The organism is Pseudoalteromonas sp. P1-13-1a (genome assembly GCF_001401875.1).
In the GTDB taxonomy this organism is placed as follows: Bacteria; Pseudomonadota; Gammaproteobacteria; order Enterobacterales; family Alteromonadaceae; genus Pseudoalteromonas.
The window spans coordinates 1-13,083 of the sequence record NZ_LKDV01000036.1 but is presented as its reverse complement, the minus strand read 5'-3'; the positions used below and the strand labels follow the sequence as shown (position 1 = coordinate 13,083).

9 protein-coding genes and 1 tRNA gene are annotated in these 13,083 nt (G+C 38.8%); 4 read left to right on the top strand and 6 right to left on the bottom strand.

The window, feature by feature from the left end:
- Nucleotides 1–62 precede the first annotated feature (62 nt).
- Nucleotides 63–983 carry a GTP cyclohydrolase FolE2 gene (gene folE2 / locus AN391_RS17245; protein WP_055016540.1) on the bottom strand — a complete coding sequence of 307 codons (921 nt, stop codon included), beginning with the start codon at nucleotides 981–983 and terminating at the stop codon, nucleotides 63–65.
- Between the two features lie 226 nt (nucleotides 984–1,209).
- Here folE2 and arcB point away from each other — a divergent pair, with 226 nt between their 5' ends.
- Nucleotides 1,210–3,528, top strand: a complete 2,319-nt coding sequence (gene arcB, locus AN391_RS17240) for an aerobic respiration two-component sensor histidine kinase ArcB (RefSeq protein ID WP_055016539.1) — start codon at nucleotides 1,210–1,212, stop codon at nucleotides 3,526–3,528.
- Nucleotides 3,529–3,542: 14 nt separating this feature from the next.
- Here arcB and arcA read toward each other — a convergent pair whose 3' ends face one another.
- From arcA to trmB, 4 genes are all read right to left on the bottom strand, one after another.
- A complete protein-coding gene (gene arcA, locus AN391_RS17235; RefSeq protein WP_004587530.1) occupies nucleotides 3,543–4,259 on the bottom strand; it encodes a two-component system response regulator ArcA in 717 nt (238 codons plus the stop codon).
- 490 nt (nucleotides 4,260–4,749) lie between these two features.
- A complete protein-coding gene (locus tag AN391_RS17230; RefSeq protein WP_055016538.1) occupies nucleotides 4,750–6,354 on the bottom strand; it encodes a HAMP domain-containing sensor histidine kinase in 1,605 nt (534 codons plus the stop codon).
- Between the two features lie 153 nt (nucleotides 6,355–6,507).
- A complete protein-coding gene (locus AN391_RS17225) occupies nucleotides 6,508–7,533 on the bottom strand; it encodes a methyltransferase (protein WP_055016537.1) in 1,026 nt (341 codons plus the stop codon).
- 44 nt (nucleotides 7,534–7,577) lie between these two features.
- On the bottom strand, nucleotides 7,578–8,303 hold the full coding sequence (trmB, locus tag AN391_RS17220; RefSeq protein WP_055016536.1) for a tRNA (guanosine(46)-N7)-methyltransferase TrmB: 726 nt from the start codon (nucleotides 8,301–8,303) through the stop codon (nucleotides 7,578–7,580).
- A gap of 161 nt (nucleotides 8,304–8,464) precedes the next feature.
- On the opposite strand from trmB, the gene mutY reads away from it, so the two are divergent.
- Nucleotides 8,465–9,526, top strand: a complete 1,062-nt coding sequence (mutY, locus tag AN391_RS17215; RefSeq protein ID WP_055016535.1) for an A/G-specific adenine glycosylase — start codon at nucleotides 8,465–8,467, stop codon at nucleotides 9,524–9,526.
- A 33-nt stretch (nucleotides 9,527–9,559) separates the two neighbouring features.
- The gene (locus AN391_RS17210; protein WP_004587535.1) at nucleotides 9,560–9,832 is read left to right on the top strand and encodes an oxidative damage protection protein; all 273 of its coding nucleotides are present in this window, start codon (nucleotides 9,560–9,562) and stop codon (nucleotides 9,830–9,832) included.
- Nucleotides 9,833–9,883: 51 nt separating this feature from the next.
- On the opposite strand, the gene AN391_RS17205 is transcribed toward AN391_RS17210, so the two are convergent.
- The gene (locus AN391_RS17205) at nucleotides 9,884–12,658 is read right to left on the bottom strand and encodes a hybrid sensor histidine kinase/response regulator (protein WP_055016534.1); all 2,775 of its coding nucleotides are present in this window, start codon (nucleotides 12,656–12,658) and stop codon (nucleotides 9,884–9,886) included.
- Nucleotides 12,659–12,996: 338 nt separating this feature from the next.
- Between AN391_RS17205 and AN391_RS17200 the strand changes: the two genes are divergently transcribed.
- Nucleotides 12,997–13,072, top strand: a tRNA-Phe gene (locus AN391_RS17200).
- The last annotated feature ends 11 nt before the right edge of the window (nucleotides 13,073–13,083 follow it).

Genomic DNA, 13,083 nt, shown 5'->3' with positions numbered 1-13,083 from the left:
CCTAAAAATTTGGTGTTATGCGTTAATTACCGTATGTATTTAGTATTAATACAGCGCTGATATTAGGCTTTGTAGCCGCCTTCAATACCTTTGACGGCAATAGCAACCGCATCATGCGCATGAAGTGATTCATAGTGATTAATTTGCAGCCAGTAATCACTATAATTATTATGCTCAAGTACCGCTTTAATTTTCCGAGCAGCGTCTTCACAAAACATTAAATTTTGACCGTTAAGGCGGGCAAACTCTTGCTCATCTTCGCGTTTTACTGCCGCTTGTACAGGTGTTTTTAGCTCAGCTTCTAATGTATCAATTAAATTGACTACATCAAATTCACTAATCGTGTTATTTAGCTTTACTTTAACGTTGGCAATCGAACGCTGTGAGTGAGGCGTTGCCACAATACCCTGCGTTGTGCCTAGCCATGCTAAAACGTCTTTTTGATTCAATGTTTCTTGGTTAAATTTTTCGCTAAACGCATTTTGAATGAGTTGGCGAGCAAGTGCTGCAGAGCACGGGCAAGTAGATGAATAAGTTACATCAACGCTTAGCTCAAAATTAATTACGCTATTTTCAATGGTACTGGTTAGGGTAATTGGGTAGCTTTTCCAACCTGCTTTACCACTTAATAACGACTTACGACGCAGTGGTAACTCAAATTTAAATTCTATTTGGGCTTTGTCACTTAACCCTTTATGGCTGGTAATAAAAGTATCGAGTGCTTGAGCTAAAGTGTGTGGGTTAACTTGTTGCTCTGTTGAGAGTAAATCAAGCGCCAAAAATAGACGCGACATATGAATGCCTTTAGCGTCTTCTTTATGCAAATTAACAAAGGCACGCGCTTTTGCATTAACGGTAACGGGTGCTAAATCTTTCGATTCAAAAATAAATGGCAGTTCTATTTCGCCCATACCAACCCAGTCTAACTTACCTGTTTGTAAGGCGGGAGCCGTATCAGCTATATCGGGCATATTGGTTTGCATGTGCGCTACTCGTTATTGGTCATAATAAAGCGCAGCATTTTACACTAAATAATTTATTGCTGAAATGATGAGTTTAACGAGTAGGCAAAAGTAAACATGAAAATTTTCTGTTTTTGTCGCACAACATGAATATAGCTAATAGAAAAATGCTAAAATCTGCTGCAAAATGCGTTTGACTATTAATAGGCACTTTTTATTTATGCCTAGTAACGAGATACACTGACCTATGACCGATTCTTCTTTGAGCCCTTGGGCTCGAGTACTTTCTAGTTTAATAACTCGCTTTGGTGAGTTAAAAACCGCGGCAATGTGCTACGCGCTTTTATTAGGCGTGTCGCTTATATTGTCGAGTATGTTTTATTATGTGGCACTCGGTGAGGTTAATTTAGTTGATATTTTAGCAGTGGTATTTTTTACTGCGGTTGTATCTCCTTTTATGATCAGTATTTTACTCAACTCGATTAGACAATTAGATGCCTCATATGCTTATTTAGACAGCGCCACCAAACAAGAAAAACTATTAAACCAAACATTAAAAGATAATATTAACCGCCTTAATATTGAAATAGATGAGCGAAAAATGGCGTTTCATGCCAAGCATCGCGCTATTGAAGAGCTACGCCGTGAAATCGCGGAGCGTAAAAAAACTCAACAAGAACTTGCTCAACAAGGCATGCTTCTTCGCTCTATTGTCGACTCCTCCCCTGATTTATTTTATTACCGAGATAACAATGGTGTGTTTGCCGGCTGTAATAAAATGTTTGAAGAGGTTATGGGCAAAACCAGCGCTGAATTAATTGGTAAAACCGTAGAGCAGATTTTTCCAAGCTACTTTTTAGCAGAAGTACTCAGAACGGATAAGAAAGTAGAACAAACGCATCAAGCGCTGACAATTGATGTTGAATACATGGTAAATGGTGAAAACCGTTGGTTTGAGCTGCGTAAATTACCCTTTATAAACGATCAAGGGGACTACATAGGTTTATTGGCGTTCGGGCGTGATATAACTAGCCGTAAAGAAGCAGCACAAGCGCTTGAAACAGCCTATAAAGATAAAGGTAAGTTTATAGCAACGCTTAGCCATGAGCTGCGCACACCATTAAATGGCATTGTAGGCTTAACCCGAATGCTACTTGATACAGAGCTTAATAAACAGCAGCGTAGTTGGTGTAATACAGTGTTTTCGAGCGCTGAAACGTTAGGTAATATTTTTAACGATATTATAGATTTAGACAAAATAGACCGCGAACAATTAGATATAGCAACCGATTCAATCAACGTTTCAGACTTTATAAACGATGTAGTGAACTTTGCTGGATTAATTGCGGAGCAAAAGGAGCTTGAGTTTTCAATTGAGCGAAACGGCACATTGGATGTTTATGCCTTGTTAGACCCAACGCGTCTTCGCCAAGTAGTGTGGAACTTAATTAATAATGCCGTTAAATTTACCCAGCATGGCGAGGTAAAGCTCACATGTAGCCGAGAAGAGCGAAGTGATGGCCCATGGCTTGAACTTAAAATATCAGACACAGGACAAGGAATCCCAGAGGATCAACTCTCGCGCATATTTGATATGTACTACAAAGCGCCCGACCTCAGCGGTAAAAATGCGATTGGCTCAGGCATTGGTTTAGCCGTTACCAAAGCGTTAGTGAGTGCAATGAAAGGAACTATTTCGGTAACCAGCACAGAAGGTGAAGGCAGTTGCTTTACAGTAAATATACCGCTTAGCTTATGTGTAGCGCCTACCGAGCAAAGCTATGAAGGTAGAAGTTTATACATATTACTTGTAGAGGATGTGCCATTAAATGCCGAAATTGCGACTAACTTGTTAGAGCAGCGCGGCCATGAGGTGATTTGGGCCGAAACCGGTGAAGATGCACTTTCGTTTGTAGAAACCGAAGACGAGCTTGATTTAGTACTACTTGATATGCAACTGCCCGATATAAATGGTGATGAAGTGGCAAGACAAATACGTGCCGATAGCCACTTTGATAAATTACCTATTGTTGCGCTGACCGCGAATGTACGTAGTGCCGAAGAAGACCTAGAAGGTATATCGGTGCAAGGGGCGCTTGCTAAACCAATTAATACAATAAAGCTTGATAAGATGCTCGCTGATTTGTTCGATATTCAACAAAGTGAATCAGACAAGCCACTGCTAACCGTTAGTAAAGAAGCGCTTGAGGGCATTAATGCAGGTGTGCTTGATGTTGAAACCATTGAAGACTTTGTAAACTCTATGGGGCTTGAAGTATTTAAGCGCAGTAGTGGTTTGTTTGAAAAACTAAACCCGCAATATCAGCAAGAGCTACAAAGCGCGTTAAACCAAAGTGATAGGGAAGAGTATAAATCGGTGGCGCATAAGCTTAAAGGTGCTGCGGGCTCGGTAGGATTAAACGATGTACAGTTACATGCTAAAAAGATGGAACACGGTGCGCTTGATGAATCAGATGAAGTATTAAAAGAGTGGTTAGATATACTGGCAGATAAAATAAATGAAGGACAAAGTGCCCTTCATTCTTTTTTACAATTATTAGAGTAAGCGGTTTACTCTAATTAAGCGTCGATTTTACCAATAAAGCGGTAACCTTCACCATGGATGGTGCTGATTAGCTCAGAAGTAGAATTATCACTTTCAAAGTGCTTACGAATACGACGAATCGTTACATCTACCGTACGGTCATTAGCGCGAAGCTCGCGGCCAGTCATATGTTTAATAAGTTGCTCACGGCTAAAAATACGCCCAGGAGAGTCAAGCATTAAACGAAGAGCGCGGTATTCACCTTTAGGTAAACGCTTAGCATCACCATTTGGTGATGTTAAACAACGGCTATTTTCGTCAAGCTCCCAACCGTTAAATGTAATTACACCGTTAGTTTCTAGCACTGACTCTTCGCCGCCTAGCGCAGTACGAGTAATTAAGTTGCGAGCGCGTATAGTCAATTCACGAGGGTTAAAAGGTTTAGTGATGTAATCATCAGCACCAATTTCTAAACCTAAAATACGGTCTACATCGTTATCACGGCCGGTTAAGAAGATTAAACCGACTTTGCGTTTTTGGCGTAATTCACGTGCTAAAATTAGCCCGTTTTTACCCGGTAGGTTGATGTCCATAACTACAAGATTGACGTCATCATTATTTGTAAGCTTGTCATGCATATCATCGCCATCAATGGCTTCAATAACTTTGTAACCTTCAGCTTCAAATAAACTCACGAGGTTTAGTCGAGTTACGTCTTCATCCTCTACGATTAGAATGACTGGCGTTTGCATTATTAATTAACCTTTTTGGAATATTTTATTTACAAAAAATCGAATTTTAACTAAATAATTCGATTACTAGAGATTATAGGATTATACCCAAATGTTAACAAGAAAAAACAAGTTGGATAAAAATAAAACAGTAGGGGTGTTCCAAACTAACCAAAAGGCATTGTGCAAAAACTACTGTTTAATGATATATAACGGATGCAGCTTTTTGAATTATGAAAACGAAGCCATTTCCTTTAATAATTGATACATCCACCAATCACTTAAAGGTACTAAAAATAATCGCGCAAATTCAAAACGGAATTATATCATTTTATAACCTTTCATCAATGTATGTGATACTGCAAAAGCAATAAAGTTCATAAATTGTATCGTCCAATTATTAGATCAAGTTAAATAATTAAACGTGAAATATCACATGCTCTCTCTATAAGGTCATTAAATAGTAATTCAAGTAAAAAGCGTAAATAAATACTCTTTTTTTAAACACTTTTTATGGAATTGTAATAACAAAGCGTACGCCGGGTTTTGCATCTAGGTCATACAGTATATGTCCGCCTAGCGCTTGGGTTACAAGGTTGTAGACCAAATGCATACCTAATCCACTGGCTCCTTGGCCGCGCTTAGAGGTTACAAATGGGTCAAATATCCTATTTTTGACATTTTTATCAACGCCTTGTCCGTTATCTGTATAAATGATCTTTATTTGTGGACCTGTAATTTCTATATCAAACTGGATTTCGTTATTTTCACTACCCACAAACCCATGAATAGCTGAGTTTAAAATAAGCTGTTGAAATATTTGTTGTAGAGGTTCTGATTTACTTTCAATTGTTAAGTCACTTGGGCAATTGATCACAACGTTAGGTTTGGAGGTTATTAACTCTGATTGAATCGACATTAACACGTCAGATATTAATTTATGGATATTTACATGGGTTTTAACCCCGTCATCTTGAATTACAGCTACCTTTTTAAAGTTAGAAATAAGGTCGGCTGCTCGATTTAAGTTTCGATAAATTAAATCGAGATTTTCAATACCTTCATCTATAAAACGTTTTAATTGGTTAGAAGTAAGGGATTTATTATCAAAGCTAAGCTGAACATCGGCAAGTTTGTCGCGCAATAAGGTTGAACCCGTGATACCTAAACCTATAGGGGTGTTTACCTCATGCGCCACCCCAGCTACCATTTGCCCTAACGAAGCCATTTTTTCGTTTTCTACTATTTGTTCTTGGTATTGATGCATTCGCTCAAGGGTTGAAAGTAATTCTTGGTTTGCCTCACGCAGGGCTATTGTTCTTTGATTTACCTTTTCTTCTAAGCTTTGGTTGAGTTGCTTTATTTCTAGTTTGTCTTTTTCATGTCGCTCTATTTGCTTACGCGTACGTGTAAGCATGATATTTAAGCTATTTGATAAGGCTGTAACCTCTTTTACTTTAGTCGCAGGGGCGCGTACATCGTAGTTATGGTTTTTTGAAACGTCTTGTAGTAACCCACTCAAATGCTCAATAGGGTTTGCAATACTTTTTTGGGTGTTTATGGCAATAAAGTACACAAAAAATAATATAAATAGGGTGAGGAAAACATCTATGATTATTTTTTGTTTTATAAATTCATCTAGGCTTTCTAGGCTGCCACGCATATAAACGTAGCCAACTACTTGCTCGTTGTTAAGTACAGGTGTTATCAGCTCAATATAATTGTTGGTAACTCTAGGCTCTTTTAGCTCTTCAATGCTGTCTACGCGCAAGGGCACCGGCGGGGTTTTTTTAGCATTAAAACTAATAAAAAACACAGGCTTGCTCGATGTTTTTTCTATGGCGTAAATGTGGATGTTTTTTACAAGAGGGATTTTTTCAAATGACTTTAAGCGTTTTTCTTCTGTTTTTCTATCGTCATTTACTAGTGAATCCGATGCATCAAACGCAACAATATCAGAGAGGATCACAAGCTTGTTTATGATCAGTTCCTTTTGTTCTTTTACACCCATGTAGGTAGAAATCGAAACCGATAAAGTTAAACAAATAGCAGTGATAAGCATGATGGTGTTGATCAGCGCTTTTCTAATACTTTTTTGGTGTACTTTTTTTGGCATTATTGCTGCATCGCCTAAGCAAGGATATTTACATTTAGAACTTTAGTTTAGCAAAAACCGAAGAAAGTGAAGGGAAATCGTAAAATTAATTCTGATATTTATTCGAAAGTTAGGCTAAGTGTTAATTACACTTAGCCTAATAAGTGTAATTAGTTAGCTACTGTAAACAGCAAATTTATTATTTTTGTACACAGTATGGAAGCTACCAAACTGCGCTTCTAAAATTGGCGGGTATTTTAAAAAGCTATTAGCCACTATGCTGAGCTTACCTAACTTAGTTAAGTGTTGCTTAGCATTTGATAAAAATGCTTCTGCAATTGTGTAGTCGGTTGCTATGCCAGTATGAAAGGGCGGGTTACTAACTATTAAATCAAACTTGCCGCTAATATTTTTTAAGCCATCACTTAAAATAGTGCTGCCTTTAATATTATTAAGCTTTAATGTTTGCTCAGTAGCATAAGTTGCAAGTGCGCTCACATCGCTGCAAGTAAAAGTCAGTGCTGGGTTTTTAAGACCTAAAAAAGTGGCTATTAAGCCTGCACCACAGCCAAAATCCAGTACATTACCTTGTTTAGTCGTAGGGGCATTTTCTAATAACATTTTTGTACCAGCATCTAAAGCGCCGTGGTTAAAAACCCCTGGAACACTGATCGCATCAAACTCTACACCAGCTACATTTACGGTAAACGTTTTATGGTAGCGGCTGATGTCAAACGCAGTGGTTGTCTCTAGTTGCTCAAACGAGAATAAAATGCAATGCTTGGCAGAGTCGATTTTATTACTATAACCTGCTTTGCCCGCGAGCTGTTTTTCTATCGATTTAACGCCACTTTTATTTTCGCCCACAACAAGTAGCTGTGCTTTTTCGTTAATAACGGCGCGAATATTATCAAGGGCCATTAATACTTCAGGCTTTGATTTTGGGTAATAAAGAATGACTAAATCATAATCGTTGGCATCTATTTCATGATGAACACACACGTTTACGCCATCTACTCTTTTAGCAAATTCCCCATTAGCATGGTTATAACTAAATGCGGTGATGGTACTTTGAGGATTTAGCTGTTTTAGCTCTGCTAAAAAGCCATCTTGAACAAAGTTGACCACCAAGATAGATTTTCCCACTAGTTCCTCGCTATTACGAAGTAACAGTAAACTTGGGTTGGTTAATACGCTCATAAATGGCTTTGCCTTACAAATTATTGATTAGTAAAAGGTGTGGATTACTTTGTGCGCTCAAACATTAGGTCCCACACGCCATGGCCTAAACGGTGGCCGCGCTGTTCAAACTTAGTTAGTGGGCGCGAATCCGGGCGCGGTACGTAGTCGTTGGTAGATGACTGATTTTTATAGCCAGGCGCTGCTTGCATAACTTCTAGCATGTGCTCGGCGTAGTTTTCCCAGTCAGTAGCCATATGAAAAACACCACCAATTTTTAATTTGCTACGTAGTTTTTCAGCAAATTCTGTTTGCACTATACGGCGTTTATGATGACGCTTTTTATGCCATGGATCTGGGAAGAATAATTGCAGCGTTGTTAAGCTTTCATCTGCAATGCAGTCCGCGAGTACTTCTACTGCATCGTGTTCAAATACACGTAAATTAGTAACTCCGGCTTCATCAGCGTCCATTAAACATGCGCCAACGCCTGGGCGATGTACTTCAATACCAATAAAGTTTAGGTGTGGTGCATTTTTTGCCATTTCAACTAATGACTTGCCCATACCAAAACCAATTTCTAATACTACATCATTGTTATTGCCAAATACTTGGGCTAAGTCGAGTAGGCCGTTTTTATGCTCAAGCCCCATAGTTGGCCAGCACTTTTCAATTGCGGCAGCTTGGCCTTTAGTTAAGCGGCCTTCGCGTTTTACAAAACTGCGAATTGTGCGGATATACTTACCTTCTTGCTTAGCTTGCTCAAGGTTGTTGTTACTTGATTCACTCATATTATTGGCCTGACAAAAACAATGTGTTTAAAAATGGTTGCGTATTATCCCTGACCACGCAGCTAATCACAAGTATTAGCGTGTTATAGCGCCTTCATCGCTTGATCTTTTTATTAACTGCAATAGACTGAGCCGCTATTGAGCATGAGTAAAAGTAGTATATGTTGGATTTAAATAAACAGCAGTCAGACAAGTTTGCTAACCGAGTGGTTGATTGGTATCACCTTCATGGGCGTAAAACACTGCCTTGGCAATTAGCTAAAACACCTTATAAAGTGTGGGTGTCGGAAGTAATGTTACAGCAAACGCAAGTTGTTACGGTTATTCCATATTTTGAAAAGTTTATGGCAAGCTTCCCAGATATTGTTGCTTTGGCAAATGCAGACGAAGATTTAGTGCTGCATCATTGGACTGGCTTAGGTTACTACGCACGGGCACGTAACTTACATAAAACGGCCAAAATAGTGCGAGATAAATACCAAGGTAAATTTCCAACTACACTAGAAGAAGTCATGGATTTACCCGGAATAGGGCGCTCTACGGCCGGTGCCGTATTATCGCTGTCGCTTGGACAGCACCACCCTATTTTAGATGGCAATGTTAAGCGAGTGCTTGCCCGATATTTTATGATTGAAGGGTGGTATGGGGTAAAAAAAGTAGAAAACCAACTTTGGCATTTATCTACTCAGTTAACCCCTAAAAACAATGTGACTGAGTTTAACCAAGCCATGATGGACTTGGGCGCCAGCCTTTGCTCGCGCAGTCGCTTTGACTGCCAAGCATGTCCACTAAATAACGATTGCGGTGCGTTTAACGCAGGAAAAGTTAAAGAGTTCCCTCATTCTAAGCCTAAAAAAGTGGTTCCTAAAAAAAGTTGTCATCAGCTGATTATTCAACATGACGAGAAGGTTTTAATGGAAAAACGCCCAAATAGCGGTATTTGGGGCGGTTTATTTGGTTTTTTTGAGTTTAATGAATACAGCGAAATGGTGTTATTTTTAAATCAGCAAGGTTTAAAAACCGAGCTGGAAGAGTGGGTGCCTTTTACTCATGTGTTTTCGCATTTTGAGCTGACAATAAACCCGTATGTTCTTAATATTGATAGCGTACCGGATGTAGTAAATGATAAACAGCTCGTGTGGTACCCACTCGATCAATCAATAGAGGTGGGTTTAGCCGCACCAACTAAAAAGTTGGTTAAACAAATGAGCTCAATAGGTTAAACTATTTACATTTAGCGCTTAAGAGAGTCAATTATGGCACGTACAGTATTTTGTCAAAAGTTACAAAAAGAAGCCGAAGGGCTTGGATTTCAGTTATACCCAGGTGAACTAGGCGAGAAAATTTTTAATAATATCTCTAAAGAAGCATGGGGCCAGTGGCAGCACAAGCAAACGATGCTAATTAACGAAAAGCATTTAAATATGATGGACCCAGAGCACCGTACGTTTTTAGAAGAGCAAATGGTTGGTTTTTTGTTTGAAGACAAAGACGTAGAAATTGAAGGTTATCGACCGCCAGAAAAATAAAAGTACAGATATAAAAAAAGGGCTAATTAGCCCTTTTTTTATAGCTATATTCTATAGCGTTTCCTCATCAGTGCTTGCCGAGCGTACTTGTTCTTTTAAAAACTGTGCAGCTTTAGAGTATTCAATCTCAAGGGTGTCTCTTTGTGCGATTAGCTCATCAGTATCAAGCTCTGCATTTTTACACTTTTCTTCAAACTCTTGTGCACATTGTGCTACGGCCTCAGCACCAATTGTTTTAGAAATAGACTTAAGTTGATGACAGGCATCACTGATTTCATCTCTGTCATTAACCATAACACCCGAATTAATGCTTTTAATTAAGCTTTGGCTTTGCTCCAAAAACATTTTGAAAAAGCGTATTTGCTTGGCTTCGTCGCCATTTACATAAGTGGATACCGCATCCATATTAATGGGCATAGCAGGTTTTTGATGAATGACAACAGTTTGGTCTTTGTTATGTTTGTCATACCAACGCTTTAAGGTATCTTCTAGGGCATTAAGCTCTATAGGCTTAGTAATAAAATCATTAATACCAACAGCAAGGCAACGTTCTTTTTCACCTTTAAGCGCATTGGCGGTAACGGCAATAATATAAGGCTGTGAGTCTATAGACTCTAATAACTCTGCTTCATCACGAATTTTTTCAACCATGTCGTATCCCGACATTTTTGGCATGTGTAAGTCGGTTAATATGAGCGAGTAATTGTTTTGACGCCACATATCTAAGCCTTCTTCACCATTGTTAGCTACTTCCACGCCATAGCCTAATATGTGCAGTTGATCAGTTAACACTTGCTGGTTTAGTAGGTTGTCTTCTACTAGTAAAATGAGTTTATTTGCATCGCGTGCTTGTTCAACATTTAAATAATTGTTGAGTGTTTTTGTTTTTTTAACTTGCTTAGGCTGATGCAAACCAGCTGCCACCAATATCGACATCATAAAGTTAGATTTACAAAGCGGGGAAGCATTTATATAAAATACATTTTTATGGTTTATAGCAGCTTCATCAAGCTTACTTAACACCACAACTTGCTGGTTGTTATCTTCAAGCGAGTATATAAGACGACGTAGTAAAGAGTTAACCCTTTCCATATCGTCTATGCCATCAACAACCCATATAATATCGCGGTGCTCTTGTTGTGCTTCTATTTCTTGTTGATCGTGCACGTAAGTAATTTTAGCGCCCATAAACGATAAATAGCGGTACATCGCTTTTTCACGCTCTAAATGGTTACTTACAACCACCACATGTTTACCATTGAGTGCATTTTTATGTGCGTATTTAATTTTTCCAGAGGTACCAAATGGCAGCTCAACGGTAAACTCGCTACCAATACCCGCATGGCTCGTTACATTAATAGTACCAAGCATAAGCTCTGTTAAACTTTTACAAATCGAAAGCCCTAAACCTGTCCCACCGTATTCGCGGGTAATTGAGTTTTCTGCTTGTACAAACGGATTAAATATTTCTCGCAGCTGCGCCTGGGTCATGCCCTTGCCGTTATCGGTTACACAAAAACGTAGCGTAAAATGATCCGCTGTATTATGAGCGACCTCTACCGATATTTTTACATGACCTTGGCGTTTGTCATCGGTGCTGGTGAACTTAATTGCATTACTGCATAGGTTGTACAGCACTTGGCGAACTCGGATTGTATCGCCAGTTAGATTAGTAGGAATATCTGGTGCAATAGAAAGCTCTAAATCTAATTGACGTTTTTTAGCAACAGATGAAAGTACCCGAGCTACCTCTTCAATTGTATCGGTAACAGAAAAAGGCGTAGGGTCAATATTTAGCTTACCCGCTTCAATTTTTGAAAAGTCTAAAATGTCATCCAAAATACTTAGTAATGAAAACGCTGACTCACGGATAATGGTACTTAAGCGATGCTGCGCACCATCAAGCTCTGTTTGTCTTAATAAATCAATAGTGCCAATTACGCCGTTCATAGGCGTGCGGATTTCATGGCTCATAGTGGCTAAAAAGGTGGTTTTGGTTTCGCTGGCGCGCTGTGCCTTTAATGTAGCTTGCTCTAATGCAATCGTTCTTTGCTGTACTTCACTCTCAAGGCCAGTTTGTAATTTTTGAAGCTCCTTTTGCGCAGCCTCTTTTTCAGACATTACTGAGTTAACTTTACCAAGCAGTAAATTAATGTTTTTAGCAACGCCAGATAAGCCTAAGTCTAGTTTTTCACTTATTTTACTTTCGTAATTGCCATTTTCAGTAATTGCTTGCAGTTCTTCATTTAATAAATGGCTGCTTTTACGCAAGCGGGTATTTATATAGGTATTAAATAGTAAGGCTAATGCAAATAAGGCAAACACGCTCACAATTGCAATAATATAGGCTATTACTTGCGAGTCTTGCTGCGTTAATGGCACCGCTGGTAACTGCTGTTTTATTATTAGTTCACCAATGGGTTGGTCGTTTAATAGTAATATATGGTGTAATACACCTTGCTCAGCTAAATGCTCATTTACTTTTTTTGACTCGATAGCGGGTTTAGTGCTGCTATATACAAGTTGGGTTTCTGAGGTGGCATTAAAGCGATAAAGCGTATATTCAAACTCATCATCTAATATTGAGGTAAGTTCAAGTAGCTGACGAACCTTACCTTGCCCATACATAGTAAGTGCATCTACCATTGGTAAATCAAGTTGCTGTGCAAGTTGCGTAATACTTACTTTTTGTTTGGCTGCTGGTGCAGGTTGTGTGTTTTGCGAATAAAACGCGAAGGCAACAATAGCAAGCGCTGTTACTGCAATATTAATTATTAAAAAAAGCGGCAGTAAGCCTTTCACAGGCGAAGAGAATTTACTCTGCATTGATTGTTCCCATTGGTATTTGTTATTACGATAAGCCCTTACCGCATTTCCAAAGTAATCGTATCATTTACGTAAAATAATTCACTACGTTTTTAGTCTGGTTTAATTGATTAAATTAAGGTTTTTCGTAAATTTTTGCTGGATAAATAAACATTAGTATATAAAAACTTGCATTGTTGTGTGAAAACCGTTCAAACAGTTATAAAGAGTAAAAAAAAAGTTGACTTGTAAGGGCAAAACTCGTTTAATACGCCGCACGCCCAAATGGCTCAGCCGATAACGCTGAGTGGGAATTGCATTAAAAATACTTTGTTATTTTTAATCAGCACTGTATAAGTGCCTCGATAGCTCAGTTGGTAGAGCAGAGGATTGAAAATCCTCGTGTCCCTGGTTCGATTCCGGGTCGAGGCACCATTTACTTTAAG